24 protein-coding genes are annotated in these 25,258 nt (G+C 60.4%); 6 read left to right on the top strand and 18 right to left on the bottom strand.

Annotated elements, in window-relative coordinates:
- Positions 1–215 precede the first annotated feature (215 nt).
- Positions 216–944, bottom strand: coding sequence for a helix-turn-helix domain-containing protein (locus G6M89_RS17515; RefSeq protein ID WP_165163155.1), 729 nt, complete (start codon positions 942–944; stop codon positions 216–218).
- A gap of 176 nt (positions 945–1,120) precedes the next feature.
- Positions 1,121–2,215 (bottom strand): hypothetical protein, encoded by a 1,095-nt coding sequence (locus G6M89_RS17520; protein WP_165163156.1) that lies wholly within the window; start codon positions 2,213–2,215, stop codon positions 1,121–1,123.
- Between the two features lie 376 nt (positions 2,216–2,591).
- Between G6M89_RS17520 and G6M89_RS17525 the strand changes: the two genes are divergently transcribed.
- Positions 2,592–3,842, top strand: coding sequence for an RNA-guided endonuclease TnpB family protein (locus G6M89_RS17525; RefSeq protein WP_165163157.1), 1,251 nt, complete (start codon positions 2,592–2,594; stop codon positions 3,840–3,842).
- 181 nt (positions 3,843–4,023) lie between these two features.
- Here the strand turns inward: G6M89_RS17525 and G6M89_RS17530 are convergent, their stop codons facing one another.
- From G6M89_RS17530 to G6M89_RS17580, 11 genes are all read right to left on the bottom strand, one after another.
- A complete protein-coding gene (locus tag G6M89_RS17530; RefSeq protein ID WP_165163158.1) occupies positions 4,024–4,482 on the bottom strand; it encodes a response regulator in 459 nt (152 codons plus the stop codon).
- Positions 4,483–4,632: 150 nt separating this feature from the next.
- Positions 4,633–5,760 (bottom strand): hypothetical protein, encoded by a 1,128-nt coding sequence (locus G6M89_RS17535; protein ID WP_206335607.1) that lies wholly within the window; start codon positions 5,758–5,760, stop codon positions 4,633–4,635.
- A 38-nt stretch (positions 5,761–5,798) separates the two neighbouring features.
- Positions 5,799–6,617, bottom strand: a complete 819-nt coding sequence (locus G6M89_RS17540) for a hypothetical protein (RefSeq protein ID WP_165163159.1) — start codon at positions 6,615–6,617, stop codon at positions 5,799–5,801.
- A gap of 194 nt (positions 6,618–6,811) precedes the next feature.
- Positions 6,812–9,988 (bottom strand): carbamoyl-phosphate synthase large subunit, encoded by a 3,177-nt coding sequence (carB, locus tag G6M89_RS17545; RefSeq protein ID WP_165163160.1) that lies wholly within the window; start codon positions 9,986–9,988, stop codon positions 6,812–6,814.
- Between the two features lie 392 nt (positions 9,989–10,380).
- Positions 10,381–10,581 carry a hypothetical protein gene (locus tag G6M89_RS17550; protein WP_165163161.1) on the bottom strand — a complete coding sequence of 67 codons (201 nt, stop codon included), beginning with the start codon at positions 10,579–10,581 and terminating at the stop codon, positions 10,381–10,383.
- Positions 10,582–10,804: 223 nt separating this feature from the next.
- On the bottom strand, positions 10,805–11,344 hold the full coding sequence (locus G6M89_RS17555; RefSeq protein ID WP_165163162.1) for a DUF5815 family protein: 540 nt from the start codon (positions 11,342–11,344) through the stop codon (positions 10,805–10,807).
- Positions 11,345–11,402: 58 nt separating this feature from the next.
- Positions 11,403–12,140: a class I SAM-dependent methyltransferase gene (locus G6M89_RS17560; protein WP_165163163.1), complete on the bottom strand. Its 738-nt coding sequence runs from the start codon at positions 12,138–12,140 to the stop codon at positions 11,403–11,405.
- A gap of 16 nt (positions 12,141–12,156) precedes the next feature.
- Positions 12,157–13,083, bottom strand: coding sequence for an aldo/keto reductase (locus G6M89_RS17565; protein WP_165163164.1), 927 nt, complete (start codon positions 13,081–13,083; stop codon positions 12,157–12,159).
- Between the two features lie 35 nt (positions 13,084–13,118).
- Entirely contained in the window at positions 13,119–15,836 is a 2,718-nt protein-coding gene (locus G6M89_RS17570; protein ID WP_165163165.1) for a PAS domain-containing protein, read from the bottom strand.
- A 174-nt stretch (positions 15,837–16,010) separates the two neighbouring features.
- Positions 16,011–16,421 carry a hypothetical protein gene (locus tag G6M89_RS17575; RefSeq protein ID WP_165163166.1) on the bottom strand — a complete coding sequence of 137 codons (411 nt, stop codon included), beginning with the start codon at positions 16,419–16,421 and terminating at the stop codon, positions 16,011–16,013.
- Between the two features lie 73 nt (positions 16,422–16,494).
- Entirely contained in the window at positions 16,495–16,731 is a 237-nt protein-coding gene (locus G6M89_RS17580; RefSeq protein ID WP_165163167.1) for a hypothetical protein, read from the bottom strand.
- Positions 16,732–16,853: 122 nt separating this feature from the next.
- Between G6M89_RS17580 and artA the strand changes: the two genes are divergently transcribed.
- Both artA and G6M89_RS17590 read left to right on the top strand, forming a co-directional pair.
- Entirely contained in the window at positions 16,854–17,927 is a 1,074-nt protein-coding gene (artA, locus tag G6M89_RS17585; RefSeq protein WP_165163168.1) for an archaeosortase A, read from the top strand.
- Positions 17,924–18,646, top strand: coding sequence for a metallophosphoesterase (locus tag G6M89_RS17590; protein ID WP_165163169.1), 723 nt, complete (start codon positions 17,924–17,926; stop codon positions 18,644–18,646). The genes artA and G6M89_RS17590 overlap by 4 nt, the downstream gene beginning before the upstream one ends.
- Here G6M89_RS17590 and G6M89_RS17595 read toward each other — a convergent pair.
- A complete protein-coding gene (locus tag G6M89_RS17595) occupies positions 18,643–19,398 on the bottom strand; it encodes a CPBP family intramembrane glutamic endopeptidase (RefSeq protein ID WP_165163170.1) in 756 nt (251 codons plus the stop codon). The genes G6M89_RS17590 and G6M89_RS17595 overlap by 4 nt on opposite strands.
- 108 nt (positions 19,399–19,506) lie before the next feature.
- Between G6M89_RS17595 and G6M89_RS17600 the strand changes: the two genes are divergently transcribed.
- Complete coding sequence (locus tag G6M89_RS17600) at positions 19,507–20,379, top strand: winged helix-turn-helix domain-containing protein (protein WP_165163171.1); 873 nt, start codon at positions 19,507–19,509, stop codon at positions 20,377–20,379.
- Between the two features lie 34 nt (positions 20,380–20,413).
- A complete protein-coding gene (locus G6M89_RS17605; protein WP_165163172.1) occupies positions 20,414–20,812 on the top strand; it encodes a hypothetical protein in 399 nt (132 codons plus the stop codon).
- Between the two features lie 22 nt (positions 20,813–20,834).
- On the opposite strand, the gene G6M89_RS17610 is transcribed toward G6M89_RS17605, so the two are convergent.
- Entirely contained in the window at positions 20,835–22,136 is a 1,302-nt protein-coding gene (locus tag G6M89_RS17610; protein WP_165163173.1) for an NAD(P)/FAD-dependent oxidoreductase, read from the bottom strand.
- Positions 22,137–22,215: 79 nt separating this feature from the next.
- Positions 22,216–22,350, bottom strand: coding sequence for a transporter (locus tag G6M89_RS17615; RefSeq protein WP_165163174.1), 135 nt, complete (start codon positions 22,348–22,350; stop codon positions 22,216–22,218).
- Between the two features lie 112 nt (positions 22,351–22,462).
- On the opposite strand from G6M89_RS17615, the gene G6M89_RS17620 reads away from it, so the two are divergent.
- The gene (locus G6M89_RS17620; protein ID WP_165163175.1) at positions 22,463–23,266 is read left to right on the top strand and encodes an N-acyl homoserine lactonase family protein; all 804 of its coding nucleotides are present in this window, start codon (positions 22,463–22,465) and stop codon (positions 23,264–23,266) included.
- A gap of 2 nt (positions 23,267–23,268) precedes the next feature.
- Here G6M89_RS17620 and G6M89_RS17625 read toward each other — a convergent pair whose 3' ends face one another.
- Together G6M89_RS17625 and G6M89_RS17630 are read right to left on the bottom strand one after the other, a co-directional pair.
- Complete coding sequence (locus G6M89_RS17625; RefSeq protein ID WP_165163176.1) at positions 23,269–24,300, bottom strand: MBL fold metallo-hydrolase; 1,032 nt, start codon at positions 24,298–24,300, stop codon at positions 23,269–23,271.
- 178 nt (positions 24,301–24,478) lie between these two features.
- Positions 24,479–25,120, bottom strand: a complete 642-nt coding sequence (locus G6M89_RS17630) for a Pvc16 family protein (protein WP_165163177.1) — start codon at positions 25,118–25,120, stop codon at positions 24,479–24,481.
- Positions 25,121–25,258: the final 138 nt, after the last annotated feature.

The raw sequence follows: 25,258 nt of genomic DNA on the forward strand, positions 1-25,258 counted from the left end.
TTTTTATTGCCACTGGGGGAAAAGTGTCAAAGGGTATTAAACTGATGGCGATTCGAGAAGCCAGTTGGCTGCGTGGGCTTTGACCATGGGAATGACTGCGTCGGAGTCGATTCATTAAAAGGACATGTTGAGGAGGAGAATGCAGATGACCTTGAACGAATTCGGGAAGCAACAGAAGATGCGGTATCGTTGACTATGTATACTAGAAATATGTGCTATCGAAGAGGCCGTGCAATATTATTCAAAATCTTAGATTCTGCTTTTCGAAGATGCTCTAAAAAGGTTGTTTTCGTAATTTCCATGTGTGTTGCAAGTTCACGTGCGGTAACCTCCCGAGGCCATTCATAGTATCCATTTTGCCGTGCAAATTCAAACATTTTCCACTGTCGTTCTGTTAGTTGATTTGCAAGCGGTTCTGTCGTGGGATTACTCCGACTAACCGAAATGATTCGATTCATTTCAATCATTGCGTCTTTTTCTTGGCGAATTTCTGTGAGTGATTCCCTAATAGCCTCTCTATTATGATGACCGACGAGTGACCATTCTTCTTGTCCATTTCTAATGTTTGTCGGACCATCATAAATGAAACCACGCGAGATAAATGCATCATCAATACTATTGTTACTTTGGTATTCAACGAAGATATCACGAGACATATTTCCAGGGAATTTAACCGAACTAGATTGGATTCCAAACACCTTCTGAATCTCTTGGACAGACCGCGTTAATTTTGATTCTTTGGTTTTAGTAATGAGAGAGTCGACTTCATCTGCACTGTCTCCGTAGACAGTGAATAGACCCTTTGCAACTCCTCCAGTTGTTTCATATGCACCATGTCCTAGTAATCCAGCCTCCACGTCTTCTGTTACTTGAAGTGTCCAGCAGTTTGGATGCCAAACATTAAGTGAGAGGTGAACCAGTTCCCCGGTGTTATCAGTATCCATAAGTTATACTAACACACTAATCCCCGAGCGATATAAAATTGATTATCGAAATATATTTTTCCAATATATTGTATATTCATTGTATCTTCAACCCATTATATGGGTTACTTTGAAGAGAAGGTGGTATAAAACTTTATCATAAATTTTGTTGGAGAGGAGTAGAGGAAACACAGGGTTTAGTAAGGTACCTCGAGTGTTACCGTCTCGGTATCGTCGGGCGCGACCGTTACGTCAGTCGTCGTCTGTGTGTCGGCGACTGCGTAGGCCAGCGACGCGGTGTGGGACTCAGAATCATCGTTCGTGACCGTCGCTTCGGCCGTGATCTGATCGCCAGGTTCGGCCTCGGACGGGAACTGACTCTCAGCAAGGTCGAGCGTTCCGTTAGTCGGCGTAGAGTCGTCACCCTCGACTTCGACCTCGGTTTCGGCGGTCGCGTTCCCGGCCATCGCAGTCACGTCAACCGCGCTGGCGTCTGCTGGGATGGAGACCGCTGACTCGAGCGTCGTCGTTTCACCGGGCTCAAGGGCGAACTCAGACGTGTCGACCGACTGGCCATCGCTCTCGAGGTCGAGCGTTCGCTCGAGCGGTTCGTCCCCGGGGTTCGTCGCGGTAACCTCGAGGTGAGCCTCGTCGTCAGTTACGTTTTGCACCTCGAGGTCGAGTTCAGGATCAGTGCCGGAATCGAAACCGTCGTCATCGTCCGGCGACGACGCGGAGAGTCCGGTTTCACCCCCATCGTCGTTTCCGTCTCCAACCTGCACCGTCGCCGTATCCGTCGCGCTGATTTCGTAGCGGTCGACGTCGGCATCCGTCAACTCCGTAACGTCATCAACCGCGAGAGTCGCTGTTCCGTCGGTCTCCCCTTCAAGTTCAACCTCGAAGATGTCGATCTCCTCAGCTGGGTCGTGAGTCGCCTCAAGCAAGGCAGCACCGACCGAGACCTCATCGTCGTCGTGGTCAATAGTTGTCATCGGCCCGGAATCACCCTCGGCCAGGATCTCGATATCTCCGACCGTCGCAGCGTCACCTTCGAGTGAGAGCGTCAGTTCATACGCGCTGATTCCCTCTGTCGCGCCTTCAACGACGACAGTCGCCGGGGCGGACTCGTTCGGTTCGAGGTCATCAGGTGGGACGACAGCGATCTCAACGGAATTACCATCCGTTTCCTCGAGTTCGTCGACAGCCTGTACGAGGCCAATTGAAGCCGTGAGCGAAAGGACGAGTACGCCGGCGACGAGGACGGCTACCAGCTGCGTTCGTGGCCGACGCATCAGTCGTTCCCTCGTCGAAGGCGGTTGGTTCGACCAATCGATCGTAAACTGCGGTTCGGTGTCGCTCCGTCGCGTTCGACTCGAATTTCCCCCGTCACAGTATGCGATGGCATTTCGAGCCAGCTGTCATAATTCTATCCGATCGCGGTTTCGGTTGTAAGTCCAGCGGCTCGGCGAACGCTACGTCGCGGCAGTTGTTCGATTGATCGGCGCTTTCAGCATTACACAAGGTGGAGCCTCCGGCCTCAAGGAGCGACCGAAGCGTAGCGAAGGGGGCGAGTAGGCCGGAGAGGAAATCGACATGGTACGACACAACCGGCATACTGCACCCGACTGACTCCCGGATATATAAGTACCGTCGGTACTTCTCTGACGTATGGACGTGCGTCGAACCGCCGTCGTGAAACTCGCCGTTTCCGACGAGCAACGCGACGCACTCCACCGAACCGCCGAGCAATACCTGTACTGCGCGAACCGAACCGCTGACTACTGTTGGTCCGAAATCTCTCCCACCGAGTGCAAGACCAACAAACGGCGGGTTCGTGACGCGCTCTACACCAAACTTCGAGAGGAGACAGACCTACAGGCACAACTCGTCCAAGCCGCCATCAAACGCGCCGTCGAAGCCGTCAAAGGCGTTATCGAACGGTGGAAGAAAGGACAGCGCGTCTCTTGCCCCTCGTTCACCGCCGAAACGATGGACTACGACACGCGAAGCGCGACGTTCTACCGTAACAAGGTGTCGCTGGCAACTGTTGAGGGCCGCGTCGAACCCACGTTCATTCTCCCGGCGGACAGCCCGACGCCATACGAGCGGTACGTTCTCTCCGAGGATTACGAGTTCCGCGAGAGTACGCTTCGGTACGACGCGGCCACCGACGAGTTTTACCTCAACATCTCGACTCGGCGGACAAACGGCAACGACGCAGGGGTTTCGGAAGATACCGGGCACCCCGACCAAACGGTCCTCGGTATCGACCTCGGCGTCAACTCGTTGGCTGTCTCCTCAACCGGCACGTTTTGGCAGGGAGATGACTACGACCATTGGTGTCGTGAGTTCGAGAAGCGGCGGGGTGAGTTGCAACAACGCGGCACGCAAGCCGCGCACAACGCTGTGCTTCGACTCGGAAAACGCGAAGAAGCATGGCGAAAACAGTACATCCACACCGTCGCTAACGAACTTGTGGGGGAAGCCGTCGAACACGACTGTGATGTTATCGCGTTCGAGGACTTGACCGATATTCGAGAGCGACTTCCGCAGGCGAAGTGGCATCACGTCTGGGCGTTTCGACGCCTGTTCGAGTTCGTCTCGTACAAAGCGCCCGAGCAGGGCGTCTCCGTGGAGCAAGTTGAGCCCAACCACACGTCCCAACGCTGTTCGCGGACAGACTGCGGGTTCACGCACGACAGCAACCGCCACGGAGAACACTTTGAGTGCCAGAAGTGCGGCTACGAGGTGAACGCGGATTACAACGCCGCGAAGAACATCGGGCTACGCTATGCTCGGAAGCGGACACACAGACTCCGTTCCTCGCCCACGTCGAGGAGCGGAGACGCACAAGTAGACGTGCGTATAACTGGTGGGACACTGAACGGCGAGAGTCACCAGCCTATTGCTGGCAACTAATCGCCGGGAGTCCACATCAAAGCCCCATCTGCTCACGGGCGCGAAGCGCCCGTTTGCATGGTCAGCGGGACCTTCGGTCCCGCGCTATCCTCAAGGACCGAGGCGCGTATGCGCCGAGGGAGTAGGGTGGGGTAGTTTACTTCGTTTTGTTGCAGTCGGAAAGCCGTGGTAGTTCGGTTCACTACGCCGGCGACGGCGGATGCTGGACCCGGTCGATCCAGAACGATTCGATCGCCTTCGCCAGCGAGTCAAACTCCGTCGGACTGTCCGGTTTGACGAGGTACGCGTTCGCGTTTCGGTCGTAGCTCTTGTGGATATCATCATCCGCGGTCGAACTCGAGAGGACGAGCACCGGTGGCGTCGGATGCTCCCACTCGTTACCGAGCAGTTCAAGCAGCGCGTGCCCGCTCTTCTTCGGAAGATTGAGATCCAGCAGGATGACGTCAGGATAGCCATCTACCGCACCCGTCCGACAGCGACGGAAGTACTCCGCCGCTTCGGCTCCGTCGGAGACTGTCCGGAAGCGCACGTCGCTGTCGGTCATGCCGAACGCCTCCTGCATGAGTCGAACGTCGCCGGGATTGTCCTCGACAATCAAGATATCCACCGGTTCGTTGGGCGTGTGATCTGACGTGCTCATCACTACTACCAAGGTGGTCGCGCCTTCTACGTGCTCTGCCTACACATATTGTGTGTCTGGTTTGTTGTATTATCCACAACAGCGAGCACGAATCGTGGCCACGGTCGCGACGGATCGAGACTGTAATCAGGCCCACCCGTCGGGAGTCGTTCACTGGCAACACGGGTCGAACTGGCACCGGTACTCCGTCCACAGCGCGGCTGCAACAGTGAAGTGCCCCGCGCTGGCGTAGCCGCGCTTGACGTAGGGTTCGCCCGCCAGCGTATAGCACTCGAGAAAAGTGCCATACCTCCCCAAGACGCGCTCGACGCGCTCGAGTTCTCGTTTCGCCCGATCCTCAAATCCGTACTGCTCGAGGCCGATGGCGTACATGAAGCTGTTCCAGGGCCAGACGTGATAGTGATAGTCTCGATGGAGAAGAAAGAACGGATGCACCGCGCCATGTGAAAACGGCTGTGCGCGCAGACAGAGTCCGTTCGAGCGCTCGAGACCGCCGAGTGCGTCGACAATCGACGCCGCACGGTCATCGTCGACGAGTCTGAAGTAAAGCGGGACGACGTTCGCATCGCAGGCGAGCGTCTCCGAATCGCGATGCTCGTCGAAATAGTCGCCGTTCCACAACTGCGAGTCCAGAGCGTCGCGAATCCACGACGAGTCGCCCGTGAACGTCGTCTCGAGACCGGCTTCCTCGAGTCGTACGACTGCCGCGAGAAGCATCGCGGTGTTGTACGCTTCACGCGCTCGAGCGGCCGAATCCCACCAGCCGCTGCCGGTGCCGGTGACTAGACCTGTCCGCTCGTCGACGAACCGCTCGCGGTGGCGTTCGGCAAGCGACACAATCGCGTCGGCATGGGCCTGAAGCCCCCCGGTTGCTGCCAACAGGCACACGAGCGCGGGAAACGTGTCAGCTCCTTCCGCGGGCGTGGCAGCGTTGCGACTCGGATGGAAGTCGGTGTAAAACGTCTCCGCATCGGCGAGTTCCGCGACGAGTTGGTCGGCCGTGTCGGCCAGCACGTCTCCGTACCCCGCCGCGACGATTCCTCGAGCGCCAAAACAGAGGTCTCGAGGCCAGACCCCGTCGAAGTGGCCACCGGCTTCAAACCCGCCTGCTGCCCGCTCGGCGAGAATCGTCGTCGCTGCCTGCTCGAGCGAGCCGTGATCGTGATAACCGTTCCGGCGAATGGTGGCGTAGTGAGCAAGTCGCCGGACCAACTCCCGCGTGTAGTATCGGCCGGTACGAACCGGTTCAATCGTCGTGAAAGGGATTTGGGTGCGCATCCAAAAAGAGCATGAGTTAGCGGCGCTCTCGACGAGCGTTAGCTCTCGTCGTCCGCTTCGTCTTGGGTGTCGGCGTCGGCCTCCTCGTCTTCCGCATTGGTAGAGTCGTTCTCATCGTCCGCTTCTGCCTCCGAGTCGGACGCGCTACTCGAGTCACCATCGCCATCATCGGGGTCTACCTTTTTGTGCGAGGCGTCCTCCTCGGGCGTTTCCTCTGGTTCAACGGCGTCGGTCTGGGACGGCTGGGCCTGTTCTGGATCCGGTCCCGCTGCCTCGGCGTTTTCCTCCGCAATCGCTGCATCGGAGACATCAATTTTGACGGCTTCGTCATCGCCGTCCGTGTTCCGACGAGGATCATCCGCTGTAGTGCCGATGTCCGGTTTCGACCGTGGCTCGTCACGGTCGTCGGTGAACTCGACGCCCGAACCCGTCGCCTCGTCGTCCGAATCGATGGGGTCGTCCTCGAGGGACTTCCGACTGGCATCGGGTCGATTCGACGCATGGGCTGCATCGCTCGTCTCTTTGCCAGCCGTTTCGCCCTCGATATCTTCGATGGAAGTCGGTTCGAACGTCTCTGCCGCGTCATCGCTCGAGTCAGAGCGACGATTCAGTCCGTATTTCAGCAGGGCTGCGCCAGCGATTGCTTTCGGAATCGCTCGTCGCTGCCCCTTGAGTCCCGACCGAAGGGCAGCGACGAGCAAGAGTCCACCACCTGCAAGCGAGAGTGTTCCACTCGGTAACTCACTCGGATCGACCGATTTCGCCGCTTCGATCGGGGTTTGCGCGCTCAATTCGTCGGTGGCGATATCGTCGCCCGGCAGTTCCGTCGGCAGCTTGTGATCGTGTTCCTCAGTCATTGAACGGACCTCCGCGCACGTGCGCTGCGTACTGCTATGCGGCCCGGACGGTTGAAAGTTAGACCGGCAATCGAAACGACCGTTGCTCAACCGGTTGCCGCAGACGGACTGTGACAGGAATCAGATGCGCGAGAACAGTCAGACTCGAGCCGTCACTCGCCCGTGTCAAACGCAAAAAACGGTCCAGGGACTGGTTACTCGAGTTCGCCGCCGCCCCACTGGGCCTCGCGGCGTGGGCGTGAACTCACGGAGGCAACCTCGAGGTCGCCATCGAACTCGTCGAGTGCTTCGACGTAGGCCTCGGCGCTGGCTTCCGTCGAGAGGTACGGAATCTCCTCTTCGACAGCCATCTCGAGGGAGTCACGGTCGCGGCTGACGACGAAGTCGACCTTCCCTTCGCGGATAGCCTGTGGCACGTCGTCGAACTCGGCGACGTCGAAGTGGGCATCGAAGCCGTCAATGTCGAAGTCGACGACGGCGGTTCCCTCGCTGGCGTCGTTGTACGCGGCTTGCTGGGCTTTCCAGTAGGCCGTGCCGAACTCGCTTGCGGTGCCCATGACCTCACCCGTCGATTTCATCTCTGGGCCGAGACGTGGGTCCGATCCTGGCAGACGGTCAAAGGGCAGGACGACCTCCTTGATAGACGTATGATCCGGAATCTGCTCGGTGGCCTCGAGACTCTGCAGGGTCTCGCCGGCCATGACCTTCGCGGCGAGTTTCGCGATTGGGACGCCCGTTGCCTTCGAGACGAACGGGACGGTACGCGAGGAGCGCGGGTTCGCTTCGAGGACGTAGACCTCGCCATCGCGGACGGCGAGTTGGACGTTCAGCAGGCCTTTCGTCTTCAGCGCCTCGGCGATGTCTTCGGTGACTTCGCGGACGCGTGCGAGCGTGTCCGCATCGAGCGAGCGCGGCGGGATCATACACGCCGAGTCGCCGGAGTGGACGCCAGCCGTTTCGACGTGTTCCATGATGCCGCCGATGAGGATGGTGCGGCCGTCCGAGACCGCGTCCACGTCGAGTTCGACCGCATCCTCGAGGAAGTCATCGACGAGGATCGGTTTCTCGGGGCTGACGCGGACTGCTTCCTCGATGTAGGTCTCGAGTTCCTCGTCGTTGTAGACGACGTCCATCGCACGGCCACCAAGCACGTAGGACGGACGCACGAGGACGGGGTAGCCGATATCGTGGGCGAGTTCGAGCGCCTCTTCTTTGGAGAAGGCGGTGCCACCCTCTGGCTGGGCGATGCCCATCTCGTCCATCAGGGCGTTAAAGCGGTCGCGGTCCTCTGCGAGGTCCATCGCTTCGACGCTCGTGCCCATGACCTCACACTCGAGGCCGCGGCGCTCGATCTCTTCGGCGAGCGGTTCGCCGATGTTGACCGAGGTCTGACCACCGAACTGGACCATGACGCCGTCTGCGCCGGTTGCTTCGGCGACGTCTGCGACTTCCTCAGCCGTAATGGGCTCGAAGAAGAGGCCATCGGAGGTGTCGTAGTCAGTCGAGACCGTTTCGGGGTTGTTGTTGACAACGTGGGCGTCAATTCCCAGTTCTCTGAGTGCGCGGACTGCATGCACCGAACAGTAGTCGAACTCGACACCCTGTCCGATACGGATCGGGCCACCGCCGACGACGATGACGCTCTCGATATCGCGTTCGACCTCGAGTTCGCCGGCTGCGGCGTCACCGAGCAGCGGACCGGACTCGAACTCGTTCTTGCGCGAGGAGTAGTAATAGGGCGTCTCAGCTTCGAACTCGCCGGCACAGGTGTCGACCTGTTTGTACGTGCGACCGGGGACTTCGCTCTCGACGGTGTCGACCTCTGCGCCCGCCGCGGAGGCGATGGTTGCGTTCGTGTGGCCGGCGATGGCGGCTTCGGTGAAGTCACCCTCCTGAGCCGCGAGCGTCGAGTCGGCAATGCGCTTGTAGCGCTCGGTGTACCACTCGAAGATGCCCGTCAGGGAAACGACCTCATCAACGCTGTAGCCGCGCTCGAACGCCTCGAACATCGCGTACGGACGATCCGGCGATGGGCGCTCGAGGTAGTGCTCCTCGAGTTCGTCGTCGGAGACCTCGTCCCAGACGACGTCGGGTTCGTACTCACTCGAGCGGAGGGCTTTGAGCAGGGACTCCTCGAAGGAGCGGCCGATAGCCATTGCCTCGCCGGTCGATTTCATCGCGGTCGTCAGCTCGAAGTCGACATCGTCGAACTTGTCTTTGGGCCAGCGTGGCACCTTGGTGACGACGTAGTCGATTGCAGGCTCGAAGGCGGCGGTCGTCTCGCCGGTAATTTCGTTCTCAATCTCGTGGAGGCGTTTGCCGAGTGCGACCTTCGCGGTCACGCGGGCGATTGGATATCCCGTTGCCTTCGAGGCGAGCGCCGAGGAGCGCGAGACACGCGGGTTGACCTCGACGACGCGGTATTCGCCGCCGGGCGTGCCGTCGTCGTGCCAGGCGAACTGGATGTTACAGCCACCCTGAATGCCGAGTTCACGGATCACATCAAGCGCTGCGGTGCGCATCTCCTGGTGACCCTCGTCGGGAACGATCTGGGAGGGCGTGACGACCGTCGATTCGCCCGTGTGGATGCCCATCGGGTCGATGTTCTCCATGTTACAGATGATGATACAGGAGTCATCGGCGTCGCGCATGACCTCGTACTCGTACTCCACCCAGCCCGCGATGGATTCCGTGATGAGCACCTCGCTGTTGCGCGAGAGACGCAGCCCCTTGCGGACGCGCTCGAGCAGTTCGTCCATCTCGTGGACGACGCCCGATCCGGAGCCACCGAGCGTATAGGTTGTGCGGGCGATAACTGGGAGTCCGCCGACCTCCTCGACGGCGGCTTCGACGCGCTCACGAACGTCCTCGTCGCTCAGTTCGGTGACTGACTCGCCCTCCTCGAGCGAGATAGTCGTCGATCCCGGCACGGGCTGGCCGATCTTTTCCATGCGCTGGCGGAACAGATCTCGGTCTTCCGTCGCGTAGATGGTGTCGAGTGGCGTGCCCATAATCTCGACATCGTACTTCTCGAGAACGCCTTCTTCGGCGAGTTCGGCGGTGACGTTGAGGCCGGTCTGGCCGCCGAGACCCGCGATAACGCCATCTGGGTTCTCTTTGGCGATAATCTCCGAGATGGCGTCGGTCGTGATTGGCTCGATGTAGACCTCGTCTGCCATCTCCGGGTCGGTCATGATGGTCGCCGGATTTGAGTTGACGAGGACGACTTCTGCCCCTTCCTCCTGCAGTGCGCGGCAGGCCTGTGCGCCGGAGTAGTCGAACTCGGCTGCCTGTCCGATCTGAATCGGGCCGCTCCCGATCAGGAGGATTTTGCGTCCGTCCCCTGTGTCGCCGTCGTTGTCCGTACTCATTGGTCTTGTACGTCCGAAGTTCGCACATCGTAATAAGCCCCACGATACAGTACGAATCTCGAAATGGCTTTTCGAAATTCGAACTGGCGACGAGTGAGAGGCCACACTGTCACCGATTTCTGCCCATTAGGATAGTTGCACCACGAACCGTTCGACATTTGCGAGTAAATCGGTGTGACTCTCTGTGATTCGCTCGAACTACGGCGTGTGCTATGGGGACAGACAGCACTCGAGATGTGCAGTGAGATCGGTCCCAAAGAGCCGACTAAAGCAGACATCTACCTCATCACACCAGCGGCGCTTCGAAAATCGAAATCAGGATCGATCCCCGATGTAGCAGCAGGCAGGCGCAGTCACGCTCGAGGAGATTGCGTACCGGAGAGTTGGGGATGCTACCGCATTGATTCGGGCGCGTAGACGGTATCGGACATGATCCATGCCGTCTCGCTGCCCGGTTCGCCGAGGTAGATCGCAAAGAACGATTCGCGGCCATCGTCGACTGAAATTCGGTAGCCGCGACTCGTTAATTCGGTTGATGTATCAGAATCGGATAGTTGTGTATCGGTCTCAGGTGGGCGATCGGGGGCGGTCACAGTCGCTCTCAGGGCCAGCGACAGATAACGGACACGGTTCGTGCGTTCCTCGAGTGATCGGCCCCGAGACGTGGTATTTCTAAACTCCAGAAAGTAGTGGATCAATTCATCCGTCTGTATTGTCTGCGTTTCGACCGCGCAATTGTGCTAGCCTGCAGGACGAAACGCCGTCATATGTCGAGATGGAATGTACTATTCATTTTCGAGAGGTTCTGCCCCATCGTTACATCGGTTGGTCGTGTTCGCTCTCGAAGTTTCGCTGGGCGCGGTACTGCTCGACGAACTCGCCGATGTCGAACTCGAGCATCTGGGTTTCGAACTCCGAGATGGCGCCGTCGTCCTCGGCGTGGCTGATCGCGTGTTCCATGAGTTCGACGACGAGTTCGACGATGATCTCGTGGAGTCGCCGGGAGTCGAAGTCGGTGACCCAGAGCATCGCGTAGCCGACTGTGCCGTCGTCGCTCGCGTCATAGGTGACGACTTTCTCGGGGAACTCCTCTAAGACGACGCCCATGAGGTGGGGCGTCCCGAAGCGGTCGAAATCGTCGTCGGTGTCGATTGTCTCCTCGAGAATCGCAACGAGTGACTCGGGGAAGAATCGCGACGCAGGGTGTGCGTCGGTGACGACGGCGTGGGGTTCGCCACAGGGACAGCTGGTGTACTCGTACATCCCGAGGTCGACGCTGTGGGGGTCGAGGTGCTCCCCGCAGGGTAACTCGAGGTGCCGTTCGGTGCCGGAACCCGGAACACGGGGCTCTGCCATTGGCCGCTCTTGGGCCGGACCGGGCATAAGGGCGACGACTCGGTGAGCACGGTTGGGTCTACGCGGGCCACCGAAACGCGAGGCTGTACATCTCGCCGACGGATTCGAACCCGATTGTCTCGACGAGGGCGTCAGCTCGGTCGCACAACTGTTCTCCGACCGCATCCTCCAGTTGGTCCGCCCGCGAGTGGACCACCGCAGCATGAGCCTCGAGGTGGCTCTTTGTCCACGGCACCGGCTCGAGTAGCGTCTGCGTGCGGTCGTATTCCCAGCCAGCGCCGACGAACAGCCGCCGCAGCGTCGCGGCCGCGTAAAACGAGAGCATCGGCTGTCCGTCGGCCAGTTCGGCGGCCGCGTTCTCGAGTGCGAACAACTCGCGGACCGCGGCGTCGTCGGGCAGCGGCTCGTAGTCGTTGGCGACGAGGTGACAGCCCGGCGCGGCGACGCGGGTTAGTTCCGTGAGAACGGGCTCGAGATCGGCCGGTGGGACAACGTTGAACAGCCCGTGGGCGGTGATGATCTCGATGGAGTTGTCGGGAAGCGGAATCGTGCGAAGATCGGCCTCGAGGACTGCGACTTTTTCCGGTGAACTGGTCGCCGAGTCGGTGTTCACTCGCACGCGCTCGAGAGTGGATTTCGCGTGCTTTCGCTCGTTGGTCACGGCGTAGACGCGGCTTGCGCCGCCTGCGAGCAAGCCGGCGGTTGTGTTGCCGACGCCCGCGCCTGCCTCGAGACAGACGGCATCCGCAACTGGACGATCCGCAAGTGCGGTCGTAACAGTACGTGGAATTGACATCGAAGCCGCGAGTTCGTTAGTGGTGTAACTGCTCTGGCACCGGACTCTCGTCGTGGCGTGCCGCCTCGAGCAGCGAGCGCTGTGTCTCCTCGGCCATGCCGTCGTACCGGCTAGCGGCATCGAGTACCATCGCGACGAGTTTCGGGTCACCCGGCGAGACGACGCTCGTTAGGCCCTGTGAGGCTGCAAAGTCGAAACGCTCCCGAATCTCGTCGGGCCGGTCGACGGGGCGATACCAGTTGCAGTAGGGCCGGTCGGCTTCGGGCAGTTCGTCGGTCGAGGGCCACGACCCCTTCGCGAAGGCTTTGATCCCGAGCGTTCCGATTCCCTCCTCGTCCGCTCGCTCGAGGACGGCCTCGTAGTCGTATTCTCTGTCACCATCGCCATCACCACCTGCGTCGGCGTCAGCATTGGCATCAGTTTTCGCCATCACGACGGGATTCAGCGGAAACATCACCGTCGCCAGATCGTCGATTTGATCCATCGCCTCGAGAATAAGCTCCGGGTTCCCGTGACTCGTCAGGCCAATATCGCCGATGAGTCCCTCATCCTGGGCGTCTCGGATCGCCGCGAGTGCGCCGTCGTCGCCCGTGATCTCCGCGAGTTCGGATTCGTACTCGAGGCCGTGGATCTGATAGAGGTCGATGTGGTCGACGCCGAGGCGATCCAGCGAGCGCTCGAGTTTGTCTCGTGCGCCCTCGTAGCCCCGTTCCTGGGTCTTACAGCCGAGATAGATCTCCTCGCGGTGCTGGCGGAGTTTCGGGCCGAGTTTGAGTTCGGCGTCGCCGTAGGTCGGGGCCACGTCGAAGTGATTGACGCCGTGCTCGAGGACGAGTTCGACGAGTTGGTCTGCGCCCTCCTGCTCGAGCCAGTTGAGTGCAATTGCACCGAAGGTCGCGACGGTGCTCTCGTGTCCGGTCTGCCCTAAGTCACGCGTTTCCATACCGATCAATTGACGAGCGACCACATAAGTCTCGGTTACGGCTCAACCGGTAGCGTAAACGAGAACGTCGTTCCGTCGCCAGCGTTGGATTCCGCCCAAATTTCGCCGCCGTGGCGTTCAACGATACGCCGACAGAGTGCGAGACCGATACCGGTGCCGGGGTGTTCTTGATGGGAGTGCAGTCGCTGGAACACTTCGAAGATCCGTTCAGTGTGTGCTGTCTCGATGCCGACTCCCCTGTCGCAAACCGAGATAACGTGGTACTCGCCTTTCCGGTCGGCGGAAATGGCAATCTCAGGCGGCTCCTCTCCGCTGTACTGCAGGGCGTTTTGCAGTAGGTTCTGAAAGACCTGCCGCAGTTGGTTCGAGTCGCCGTGCACGTCGGGTAACGACGAGGCGGTGATCGCTGCGCCGGTTTCGTTGATTTGCATCTGCAGGTCGTCACGAACGTCCGCGAGCACGGCGTCGAGATCGACCGGCTCGAACGGATCGCCGCGCGTATCGACACGAGAGTATTTGAGGAGCGCATCAATCATCGCCCGCATCCGATTCGCGCCGTCGACGGCGAACTCGAGGAACTCCTGGCCGTCTTCGTCGAACTCGTCGCCATAGCGACTCTCGAGCAACTGGAGATAGCTCGTGACCATCCGCAGCGGCTCTTGTAAGTCGTGGCTGGCGGCGTATGCAAACTGCTCTAAGCGCTCGTTCGAGGCCTTGAGATCCGTCTCAAGCTGTTTTCGATCCGTAATATCGGAGATAATTCCCTCGAGTGAGACAATCGTGCCATCGTCGTCGGTGATGGCGCGACCATACGAGCGAACCCACCGAATATCTCCGTCAGCAGTTTCGATCCGATAGGCAACTGAAAAGGTATCCTGCTCGCCACTCAATTGCTGAATCTCCGACCAGACCTCGGCGCGGTCTTCTTCGAGCATGATCTCGTCGCCGTAAGATATCTTGCCAGACTCGAGTGCCTCGGGGTCGTAGCCGGTGAGTTCTCGACAGGCATCGCTAACGAACTCCATCGGCCAGTCGGATTCGTTCTGGCAGCGATAGACCATGCCAGGGACGTTCTCCATCAGCGTCGACAGCTGTCGCCGATTCTCCTCGAGTGCTTGTTCGTACTGGCGACGTTCGGTGATGTCCGTCACCGTGACGACGGCGCGACTGACGCTGCCGTCGTCGGTTCGGACCGGTTGCCCGTGTTCCATAATGATCCGCTGCTCGCCGTCGAACGTGTCTATTTCGTAGATGTTGGGATCGGTCACTGACTCGCCATCGAGCACCTGCGCCATCGTCCACTCGTTTGGCTCGACCGGCTCACCGGAGTCTGCCCAGTTAGCGTCGAATTTCTCGTACTCCTCGACTGAATCCGAATTGAAGACGTCGCCGCCCCAAATCTCTTTGGCCGTCTCGTTTGCTCTGCGCAACGAGCCGTCTGCATTCGCAACGACGACACCGACCGGCAGCACCTGAAACAGCGCCTCAAGTTCGCGTGATTGTTTCTCGACTGCGAGTTCGGCGCGTTTGCGTTCGGTGATATCGGTGAGTGCGCCAGGGAACCGTCTCGGGTTCCCATCCTCGTCACACTCGACGTGGCCGCGGGCGACAACCCACCGCAGTTCGCCGTCGGCGTCCCAGACGCGATACTCTGCTTCGTACTCGCCGCAGGTCTCGAGTGCGTCCTGAATCCGCTGAGTTACCCGTTCACGGTCGGCCTCGTGAATCGACGCCGTAATCCGCTCGAGCGGGACTCCCTCGCGTGCAGCAGCCGGCTCGACCCCGAACGTTCGCGCGAACGACGCGCCGGTTACGAACCGGTTCTCAGGGACTTGCCACTCCCACGTTCCGACAGCGCCGGCTTCCGTTGCCGCCTCGAGTTGGGCTTTCGCCTCCTCGAGATACCGTTCTCGATCGCGCTGGTCGGTGATATCCTGCACGATGCCGACCGCTCGAACCGGTTTGCCGTCAGCATCGAACTGAAACTCGCCGGTTGCCGTAATCGTTCGCTGCTCACCGTCGGCGCGGATGATCCGACAGTCGAACTCCCAGGTTCCAGACTCCATCGCTGCCTCAAAGCGTTGTTCGACCAGTTCGCGGTCGTCCGGATGGACGTGCTCGAGGAACCGATCAATGCCCCAGTCTTCGAGTGGGTCGTCGTATCCGAAGATTCGGTCGTGTTCGGCCGACCGAACCGGCGAGTCTTCGGTCTGTAAATCGAGTTCCCACGTTCCCATCGACCCCGACTCGAGGGCAAGGCGCAGATGCTCTTCGTTCTCACGGATGTCATGAAACCCGTCGGTTCGGTCGTTGGTCCGTTCTTTGCGCTCAGTGATGTCTTCGACTGTGAAAACCGCACCAGCGATCCCCTCGTCCGTGCGATCGAGCGCGCCGTTGACGGAAAGCCAGACACGCTCGCCTGTCGGGATTGTGATGCCAACGATTTGGTCAGTGATCGAGCCATCGGACTCGAGTAGCGTCGAAAACGGTGTCTCGTCGGACTCGAGTGGCGTGCCAGTTTCGTTGACAAGGTCGAACCGATCATCGTCGTGAGCACAGCCATGGAGTGACTCCTGTGACCGACCGAGAATGTCTGCCGCGCGGTCGTTGGCTGTGGTGAGCGTGCCGTCAGTATCGAACGTAACGATACCGTCTGTAACTGCAGTGAGAAGTGCTGAGAGCCGGTGCCGAGCATGCGACCCGTCGACGTCATCCCAGAACGCTCCAGCACTACCCCCGGCTTGCTCGCTCATAGCGATAGCACAACGTGGAGTTGTATAAGCATCTTGCCGCACGCGAACACAGGCGCGGTCGAACCACCACTCGCGGCAGTGCTGAGGCGTCTCATACAGTGTTTAGTCCGTCAGTTCCGGCGCACCCGCGATCCGAGCGGCGGTTGTACCGGGACCATGGGACAACAAGCCGTTTCAGGGCCAGTCGTCACGAACCGGCTCTGCGTCGTCTTCGCCGTCGTCAGCACTCGCCGCCAGAATCCAGTCTGCCGCGTCCGCGGCGTCTTCGATGTCCAGGTACTCCCAGTCGACTTGCTCGGCTAACTCTTCGTCCTCGTCGGTGACACCGACGTAGACGTAGCGATCAGTCTGGAACTGATCTTTCACACCCTCGAGACTCTCCGCTTTGCCTCGCGGCCCGGAGAAGAAGTCCTGTCGGATGCGATTTTTCCGCGTGAAGTTCGTTACGACGTAGGTCGGTTTCTCGGAGACAACACCGATGTATTCGGTCCAGCCTCTGGCGTCTTCGAAGACGTTCTCGGGCGAGGCAACCTCTTTCAGCGCCTCGAGTTCGAACGCGAGGGTCATGTCACTACCGCCGTTCATGTCCGCAGGAAGGAACGCACTGGGGAAAACGGCTTCGATACTGCCGGTCGGCTGAGAACAGTCGGGCGCCGTCTCAGCGCGCTTCGACCCGGAAGTTGTCGGTGAAGACGATGATCTCTCCCGGCTTGAGGCCGCTCTCTATCGCGTGCAGTGACGTGTCCGCAGTGGCCAACTCATAGAACGCCTCGAACGTCTCGGCCTCGAGTTGGTCGACATGACGAATCGATGCCGCTGCGTCAGCTGTTTCGATACGCTGGACGGTCAGCGACCGTCCCAGCGGCTCATCGGCGGACAGTTCACTGGATGCCATGTGTATTGTTACCAAGTACCACTATTTACTTAACTGTTTCGTAGTCGTGGCTCGAGTCGGTCGGTTTGTCGTCGCCAAGGCGTCAAGTTGATAGCAGACGCGTTCGTGTGTTTCGCTTGACTATGCCGACCCCACGTTCGATGGCCGGGAGCGACCTGGCCATCGGCCTCGAGCACGGCGGGCAGGTGGCGTTCGTGTCGGATCTCGGTATTGGATTCACGGACGCGCTTGCCTGGCTCGCGATCGGTTCGTTTCTCGTTGCACTCGCCTTGCAGTGGCGAGGCGAGCGCGATCTGGCCCGCGGGACCGGTGCGCTGGCCTGGGTGCTGTTCGGAGTGTTCTGGTTGACGATGGTCCCCTATTATTATGGCGAGATACAGAGTCCGTTGCAGACGATTCTGGCAACGGTGGCGTTGCCGTTGTGTGCGTACGTCGCCTATCTGCTCTTTCAGGGCCGGACCTCGCTGTTCGTGCTGACGAAAGCCGTGGCACTCATGGGCGTGATCTACCTGCCCGTCGAGACGATTCCGATGGTCCGAACGTGGCTCATCGAGACGACGGCCGTCCAGACCCATTACGGGATGGAACTGTTCGGTCACAGCCCCGGGATCAACGAGGGCGCAAACGGCTATCAGAGCCGCTTCGATTTCGACCCTGATGAGACGGTTACCGGCCGGACGACCTACATTATCCTCGCCTGTACCGGCATCGGCAGCATGGCCATCTTCGGTGGCCTCGTCGCTTCCGTCTCGGCCCCACTGAAGCGAAAACTGACCGCGTTCACACTTGCAATCGGTGTCATCTGGTTCCTCAACCTCGCACGGAACGTCTTCATCGGACTTGCCTCCCCGTGGGGCTGGTTCCAACAAGACTGGGTCGTCTCCCTAATGACGACGTACATGGGCGCTGACCCGAATCGGGTCTCCTATCTCGTTGCTCACAACTACATCGCCCAGGTGCTGTCCGTCGTTGCCCTCGTCGGCATCACCTACCTCGTCGTCAAAATCGTCCCCGAAGTGCTCGCCCCGCTCGAGGAGGTGCTCTTCGTCCTGACTGGGAACGAGTACGACCTCTTCGACGCGCTCGATAAATCGGAGTTCCGACCCGACGGCTACGGGACCGGCGCTGCAGCCGCTGAGACGGCCACAGACGCAGGTGCCGATACCGACGGCTCTGCCGACCCGCCAAAACAGTGACCCCGTCCGTCGACGTTGACGTGGCGTTTTCCCCACTCGAGCGCGCTGTGTTCGTTCCCGCCGCCGAGACCCTACTGCTCGCCGACCTACATCTCGGCCGTGCCGAAACGTCACGCGTTGAGGCACCCATCGACGACGGGAGCGACACACGAGAGCGCCTCACTGCGCTGCTTGAACAGACTGAACCCGAAACGGTCGTCATCGCCGGCGACCTGCTGCACGCGTTCGACCACGTCCCGCTCAGTGTCGCCCGGGATCTCGAGGCACTCGAGTCGACCATTGCCGACGCTGGCGCATCACTGGTTGTTACGCCGGGGAATCACGACGCGATGCTCGAGTCTGTCTTCGACGGCGAGACAAGTCCTGAATACCAACTCGCAGACGGCGAAACAATCGTCTGTCACGGCCACGAGGACCCCGCGACGGACGCCGACGCACAGCGCTACGTCATCGGCCACGACCATCCCGCACTCGCAATCGACGGTCGGAAGCACCCCTGTTTTCTCTACGGACCCGGCGTCTACGACGGTGCGGACGTGCTCGTGCTCCCCGCGTTCACGCGACTCGCCGGCGGTGCAACGGTCAACCGAATGCGCGCTCGAGACTTCCAGTCGCCGCTGGTGACTGATGCGGACGCGTTCTACCCGGCGGTCTGGGATGGCGACGCTGGCGAGACGCTGTGGTTCCCGCCGTTGGGGAAGTGTCGTCAGTTTCTCTAGGCGAACGGAACTGCGCTGAGAAAGAGGATAGCGTTGAACGCGCCGTGGACCAGCGCTGGAACGACGAGTGTCTCCGTTCGTTCGTAGGTCATGCCGAAAATCGCGCCCATCACTGTGTAGTAGACGAGCATGTGAGCGATGACCGCAGCGGGAACCTCGAGCAGGAGGATCAGATAGAAGTGAAAGAACGCAAAGACGAAACTCGCGAGGCCAATGGCCGCGACCGGTCCAAACACCGCGCGTAGTCGACCCTGAATTACACCGCGGAAAAGAAACTCTTCTACGGGACCGATAACGAGCAGCGACAACACCGCTCCGACGAGCACCATGGCCACTGATGAGGCGCTGTATCCCGAATACGCCGAGAAATGGGGCCACAACTCGAGGGAGGGCACAACTACGTCGGTGCTAACAAACGAGAGTGACACGGCGACCAGTCCGGCCACGAGCCCGGCGAGGGCAACGGCCAGTTCGTCTCGAGTCGGCCATCGAATCGGTATCGTCACCGCCGGCCGGAACCACAGGTAGCCGACGCCGACGACGAGAAATGACAACTGCACCGCGAGCAGATTGAGTGCGAACGTCAGTCCATCACTGCCAACGGACTGCAACTGCACTGCAAGGAAACTGGCAACGATGTTCGCACCCACTGCCGCGACACTGAGCGCCGTGACGACGGCCAGCGCTCGAGCGCGACTAAACCGATCAGTTCGAGAATCGATACCCCCACGCTGTCGGGTTGTCTCTCCCATGCTTACGCCGTCCGCTGCTGTTCCAATAAGTGTTGTCTGTATGACATTTAAGTTGTGGATTTGACAGGTTCGCAACGACTATTCGAACCGGAGACAATACGACAACGCATGACTGCAAAGTATTCCGTCCCCGACGACGCCTACGCGGCCCTGGGCGACGAGACGCGACTCGAGATTCTGTTCGAACTGGCCGACCATTACGACGAGGCGTGGTCGACCGGCTGGCTTTCGTTTTCCGCCCTCTACGACCTGGTCGACATCGATGATACGAGCCGGTTCAGCTACCACCTCGGAAAGCTCCAGGAGGAGTTCGTCGTCAAGGAACGCGAACAGTACCGCCCGACTATCGCCGCGCTCGAGGTCGTCACCGCGATCCGATCCGGGACCTACGCCGATGCGACGACTCGCGAGACGACTATCGACGCGTCTTGTCCCCACTGCGAAGCGCCGCTCCTCGCTCGCCATCACGAACACCTGCTGACGCTGTCCTGTCCCGACCACGGCGTCTCGATGGGGTATCCCGTCCCGCCAATCGCTGCTTCTCACCAGTCCCTCGAGACGCTCGTCGACCTCGTGCTTCGACGACATGCGGCTCACGTCGACTCACTTCGTCGCGGCGTCTGTCCCTATTGTTGGGGACCAGCCACGTTCTCCTTTCCACACGAGTCGGTCCCCGAATTCACGCTCCAGTACGACACCATCTACGCGAGAGCCGCCTGCGAGGCCTGCTGGATGTCGTACCCGATTCCGATTCCCGACTTACTCGTCTCCCATCCCGACATCCGCCACCTGTACGCCGTCCACGACCTCGAGCCGCCGGCGACCCAGCTCGGCTCGCTGTCGCTAGTCCAACTGAGCGATGTCGAACTTCTCGAGGATGGCAAAGCTAGGGTCACCATCTCGCTTGAGGAGACGACGCTTGTCGTCGATCTTGAGGAGAGTGGGACAGTCGATATATGTCATCGAATCACCAAATCATAAACTGTATTAGTGTTAACAGAAGAAAATTCCACATATGCGTCTGTTGACCCCACCCTCGACGCTCTCCCAGCAGCAGCGAACCGGCTGGGTGCTGGTCGCAATCGGTGTTGCCCTCGCAGCCGGGTTTACGGCCCTCAATATCACTGACGGCGAGGCATGGACACGACTACTCCCCGTGTTCCTCGTTGCAGGACTCATGGCCGCCGCCGGCGCGTGGCAGGTTGTCGCCGCCCGCCGCGGACGGCTTCGATTTGACGAGCAGCGCCGTCACCGTCACTATCGGGCTGGCTACCGCGCGTTCGTCCTCATCGCGCTCGCTCTCATCGTGACCGCGGCACTCGAGCCAGTCCCAGGGCCCACCCCCGCGAGCTACCTGCTCTTTGGGATGGGCGTCTTCGTCGCCTCCCTCGCTGTCGACAGACACCGTGGCTGACGGGTGCTGACGTACGCCGCCGTTAGCCTGACAGATCCTCGAGCACTGCCTGTGCTGCCTGCCGGCCGCTTTCCATCGCGCCCTGAATCGACGACCAGCGGGTGTAGTCGCCGGCCAGATACACCGGCCCGTCGGGGTCGCGCACATCGGGTAACTGCTCGTAGATCCCCGGCGGCTGGGAAAACTGTGCGAAGTCGATTCGGTCGGTATGCAGGCGCTCGAGGCCATCGAACACGCGCTCGGGGTACCACGAGGCGAGCGTCTCGCGGGTGCGCTCCTCGAGTTCCTCGTCGCTTTCGTCGCGCTCGCCGAGGTAGGTCGCACTCAGCAGCGTCTCGTCGTCGGGCGCGTACTCGGGGGCAACGGCGCTGTGTGGAACGAGGTGGTTCGGTCCGTTATCGCTCGCGTTCAACAAGAGGCGACGGTCGTTCTCGAACTCAGTCAGCCCGGGCAGGCGGTAGTACTGTGTGACACAGGCCTGACTGTCGGTAGGGATTCCCGTCACATCTGTGAGTGCTGCTGCCGTCGGCGGATCAGCCGCGACGACGACCGCGTCGGCCTCGTACTCGCTCGAGTCGCCGTCAGTCACACCCGTTACGACGGCCCCGCTATCCTCGCTTTCGATCGATTCGACCTCGAGGCCGGTCTCGAGCGTCGCCCCCTCCGCTCGCGCGTGGTCGGCGAGTTGGGCCGGGATCGCCTCCATTCCTGCCGCGGGGACAGCAATCGACCCTGACGCGAGCGCGCCGAATGTGTACTCGAAGACGCGACTCGAGGTTCCAAGCGTCCGGTCGAGGGTGATCCCGCCGTAGAAGGGCGCGATGAAGTTCTCGAGGAACTGCTCGGAAAAGTCCCGTTCGCGGAGGAACTGTGCAATCGTGGCCTCCTCGTCCTCGCGGTCGGCCGCAAACACCGCTTCCGGGTCACGGCCGCGGAGTTCGCGCCACAGCGAGAGAACACGGCGTTTGTCGCCGAGCGTAATATCCGGATTGAACAGCGTATCGAGCGCGGTTCGTGGCTCGCGCAGCGGATCCGAAAGCGTCGAGCGATGGTTCGGCTTGGCGATTGTCGCTCCCGGCGAAAAGGCTCGGAGGTCGAGCACCTCGAGATCGAGTTCTCGCCTGACCGCTGGATAGGCGGTAAACAGTACCTGAAAGCCGCGGTCGAACAGGTAGCCATCGCGCTCGGTCGTCCGAACGCGACCGCCGACCGTCTTGCGGGCCTCGAGAAGGGTTACGTCAACGCCGCCGCCAGCGAGATGGCGCGCTGTGACGAGTCCGGCCAGTCCTCCACCAACGACGACAACTTGGGGCGTCGACTCCATACGTGGCCGTTGTCGACCAGCCCTAAAAATCGGCAACCTAACGGCTGTCGATGGCCGTCGACTTGCGTATGGTCGGTCGTTACAGGTCGAACAGGGTCCTGAGCGCGATCCCGGCGAGTATCGTCAGGATGCCGGCTATCGTTGCAATCGGCGGAATCGGGATGAACAGGAAGACGACACCAACGAGGATAACGCCACTCGAGAGTCTGACCATACGGACACGTCACCGAGCTGTGGAATAGTGCTATGGCCGGCATTACCAACTGCTCAAGAGCGGGGGTGGGTGAGACCACCATTCTCTATACTATTCGAGCCCAGTATCTACTATGGTCGATGCGAGTCTGACGCCGATTGAGCGCGGAACGATCACCGCCGACGTGAACAACCTCCGAGAGGGCGCAACGCTTGCCACTGTGAGCGAGCCGAACCCGAACGCTGCGCTACAGACTGCGCCCGTATACAACGTCGTGATCGACCACCCGGAGGGAACGATCCTGTGGGACACCGGTTCCCACCCCGACGCCGCCGACGGCCACTGGCCCGCCGGGCTGTACGACGCCTTCGAACACACCGGCCTGCGCCCGCTCGAGGACGACCTCGCTGACGCTGGGTATGCTGTCTCTGAGATCGATTACGTCATCCAGTCTCACCTGCACCTCGATCACGCCGGCGGCCTCGAGACCTTCGCCGGAACTGAGACTCCGATCTACGTCCACGAGCGCGAACTCAAATACGCCTACTACAGCGCGAAAACGGATGCTGCGGACGCCGATATCGCCTACCTCGCTGCCGATTTCGATCACGACCTCTCGTGGGAGATTGTCCATGGTGACCGCGCACATGTGTTCGAGGGCCTCGAGTTCGTCCGCTTACCCGGGCACACGCCCGGCTTGCTCGGCGTCGTCCTCGATCTCGAGGACGCGGGCGCGGGCACCGTGATCCTCGCGGGCGATCAGGCCTACACGCGGGCGAACTACGACGACGAACAGCCGATGGGCGGCGGCCTGCTCTGGAGCAAGCGCGACTGGTTCGAGAGCCTACAACGCGTGCAGAACCTCGAGCGACGACACGACGCAACTGTCATCTGCGGGCACGACGCAGACGACCTCGAGCGCCTGCACTCACTCTAGTTTCAGGCAGTCGATGTCGAACTGGTGATCGACGGCAACACCGCATCAAGGTCGATGTTTTCGACGTCGACTGTCAGCTGATACTCGCCGTCCTCGAGATTAAGAACTCCTTCCTGAGACAGATGATCCAGATGTGCGTACGCCTCGCCCGGCCCGTGGAGAATGTGGATTCCCTCAAGGTCGCCAAAGAGCTGTGCACTGACTGTCCACGGGTCTGCCGGCCCGTGATCGGCGAGTACCTCGAGGACGTTTTCAGTCCGCTCGCGATGATGCGCAGCAATCGTTCGCGCACGCTTGGTCGGCTCCTCGATAGGGTCGCGATGGCCGGGCCAGACACGGTCGTAGTCGCGTTCGACCAGTCGCTCGAGCGTTTCGAGATACTGCTCGAGCGGCCGTTCGACCCGGACATCTGCACCGCCAATGTTCGGCGTGTAGACCGGCAAAATCGTGTCGCCAACGAACGCCTCGGTGGAGGTACTGTCGGGTCCGTTCTCACTCTCGAACCAACACAATCCCGCTGCGTGGCCCGGTGCGTGGACGGTCGTGAGTTGTCGGCCGCCGACCTCGAGGACATCTCCATCTTCAATCGGCGTCACATCTGCGGGTTCGCCCTGGATTTTGCTTGCGGCCTCGAAAACGTCGAGTAGTTCCTGGCGGGCGTCCTCGGGAAGCCCCCACTGCTCGAGGCAGTCGCGTCGCTGCTGGTCGAAATTATCGAGGGCATCCGCATCGCCGGCGACGAGGGGCGCGTCGGCTTCGTGGACGTACACGGTCGCATCGCTTTCGGCCTGTATCTCGCCCGCTAACCCGCTGTGGTCGGGATGGAAGTGCGTCAACACGATGTCGTCGACATCCGAAAACTCGTAGCCACGCTCGGCCAGCCCCTCACGGAGGTCCGCCCGACAGTCAGGCGTCGCAATAGCGGTGTCGACGAGCGCGAGTGAATTGCCGTCGCTGTCTGCGCTGTCGCCGGCGAGGACGTACGCGTTGTTGTTCCCTTCAAACTCCTCGTTACCCAGCGTAATCCGGTCCATGTCGGACTCTCAGTCGTCGCTCGCTCATAATTCGCAGGGTCACGGGCCGATTGTTCGTGGTCGAGTTTCTGGCGGGCGGTTTGCCACCCGAATCGATTCCTCGAGTTCGACGGACAATAACCGGGAAAGTGTCTGCTTCCTCATTCGACGGGCTCGAGCGGCGCTTCGATTGTCGAGCTCACCGATCTACTGGTGTGGCCTCGTCGCTCTCTGCTGGGGCCTGTTCGGGTTTCGATCTGAGGACAGCCTCACGGTCTTCGACGCGCGTGAACGTTTCCTCGTTCAGCGACTGGATCATCGCCGGCCGGACCTCGATTGTCGCCGCCAGTCGCCAGTCGATATCTGGGTACTGCGACCACAACGAGAGTACATCGTCGAACGGCTCATCCGTGATCGAAATTGTCAGCGGCTCATCCTGAATCAGAGGGACCGGCACCTCGTCTGGCTCGAGCCGGCTCGTATCGTGGAAGATCTGGAGGGCAGCCCCGAGGAGTCGCTGTCGCTCAATCGAACTCATCTGCGTCTCAGCGTCGTCGTTCTCGTTTTCGCCAGCACGGGGGACGACCAGATATCGGATGGACAGCGAAAGCGGCGGGTCCTGCCGAGTCGTTTCCGTGGTTGTCCGGCTCACTGTTCCTCTCGAGTTGTCTGTTTCGATCCGGTAGGGACAGAGGACGAGATCGATATCGGAGAGCGATCCGAGCTCGGCTGGCGATGCCACCGCGATCCGGTTCGGATCCAGTGGACTGTGTTCGGCAACGTTCGTTGCCATCACCTCGAGTAACGCATTACTCACATCCGCAATCGCACTATAGCTCATCTTTCTCTGTACCCATACCTAATACCTTAAATCTATTACTGTATGAATATGTACGAATGACGGACGAGTACGCGGTTCATCCCGGACAAACAGACAGGCAGACAGATAGGCAGACAGACAGGCAGACAGACAGCGCCC

Origin of the sequence: Natronolimnobius sp. AArcel1 (assembly GCF_011043775.1) — an archaeon.
Lineage (GTDB): Archaea > Halobacteriota > Halobacteria > Halobacteriales > Natrialbaceae > Natronolimnobius.

What these genes read in the sequence shown, in the direction of transcription:
- carB (WP_165163160.1), bottom strand. Translation starts at nt 9,988, where the DNA reads ATGAGTACGGACAACGACGGCGACACAGGGGACGGACGCAAAATCCTC.
- G6M89_RS17520 (WP_165163156.1), bottom strand. Translation starts at nt 2,215, where the DNA reads ATGCGTCGGCCACGAACGCAGCTGGTAGCCGTCCTCGTCGCCGGCGTA.
- G6M89_RS17620 (WP_165163175.1), top strand. Translation starts at nt 22,463, where the DNA reads ATGGTCGATGCGAGTCTGACGCCGATTGAGCGCGGAACGATCACCGCC.
- G6M89_RS17605 (WP_165163172.1), top strand. Translation starts at nt 20,414, where the DNA reads ATGCGTCTGTTGACCCCACCCTCGACGCTCTCCCAGCAGCAGCGAACC.
- artA (WP_165163168.1), top strand. Translation starts at nt 16,854, where the DNA reads ATGCCGACCCCACGTTCGATGGCCGGGAGCGACCTGGCCATCGGCCTC.
- G6M89_RS17530 (WP_165163158.1), bottom strand. Translation starts at nt 4,482, where the DNA reads ATGAGCACGTCAGATCACACGCCCAACGAACCGGTGGATATCTTGATT.
- G6M89_RS17600 (WP_165163171.1), top strand. Translation starts at nt 19,507, where the DNA reads ATGACTGCAAAGTATTCCGTCCCCGACGACGCCTACGCGGCCCTGGGC.
- G6M89_RS17565 (WP_165163164.1), bottom strand. Translation starts at nt 13,083, where the DNA reads ATGGAAACGCGTGACTTAGGGCAGACCGGACACGAGAGCACCGTCGCG.
- G6M89_RS17515 (WP_165163155.1), bottom strand. Translation starts at nt 944, where the DNA reads ATGGATACTGATAACACCGGGGAACTGGTTCACCTCTCACTTAATGTT.
- G6M89_RS17525 (WP_165163157.1), top strand. Translation starts at nt 2,592, where the DNA reads ATGGACGTGCGTCGAACCGCCGTCGTGAAACTCGCCGTTTCCGACGAG.
- G6M89_RS17555 (WP_165163162.1), bottom strand. Translation starts at nt 11,344, where the DNA reads ATGGCAGAGCCCCGTGTTCCGGGTTCCGGCACCGAACGGCACCTCGAG.
- G6M89_RS17630 (WP_165163177.1), bottom strand. Translation starts at nt 25,120, where the DNA reads ATGAGCTATAGTGCGATTGCGGATGTGAGTAATGCGTTACTCGAGGTG.
- G6M89_RS17560 (WP_165163163.1), bottom strand. Translation starts at nt 12,140, where the DNA reads ATGTCAATTCCACGTACTGTTACGACCGCACTTGCGGATCGTCCAGTT.
- G6M89_RS17535 (WP_206335607.1), bottom strand. Translation starts at nt 5,760, where the DNA reads ATGCGCACCCAAATCCCTTTCACGACGATTGAACCGGTTCGTACCGGC.
- G6M89_RS17570 (WP_165163165.1), bottom strand. Translation starts at nt 15,836, where the DNA reads ATGAGCGAGCAAGCCGGGGGTAGTGCTGGAGCGTTCTGGGATGACGTC.
- G6M89_RS17595 (WP_165163170.1), bottom strand. Translation starts at nt 19,398, where the DNA reads ATGGGAGAGACAACCCGACAGCGTGGGGGTATCGATTCTCGAACTGAT.
- G6M89_RS17540 (WP_165163159.1), bottom strand. Translation starts at nt 6,617, where the DNA reads ATGACTGAGGAACACGATCACAAGCTGCCGACGGAACTGCCGGGCGAC.
- G6M89_RS17615 (WP_165163174.1), bottom strand. Translation starts at nt 22,350, where the DNA reads ATGGTCAGACTCTCGAGTGGCGTTATCCTCGTTGGTGTCGTCTTCCTG.
- G6M89_RS17575 (WP_165163166.1), bottom strand. Translation starts at nt 16,421, where the DNA reads ATGAACGGCGGTAGTGACATGACCCTCGCGTTCGAACTCGAGGCGCTG.
- G6M89_RS17610 (WP_165163173.1), bottom strand. Translation starts at nt 22,136, where the DNA reads ATGGAGTCGACGCCCCAAGTTGTCGTCGTTGGTGGAGGACTGGCCGGA.
- G6M89_RS17625 (WP_165163176.1), bottom strand. Translation starts at nt 24,300, where the DNA reads ATGGACCGGATTACGCTGGGTAACGAGGAGTTTGAAGGGAACAACAAC.
- G6M89_RS17580 (WP_165163167.1), bottom strand. Translation starts at nt 16,731, where the DNA reads ATGGCATCCAGTGAACTGTCCGCCGATGAGCCGCTGGGACGGTCGCTG.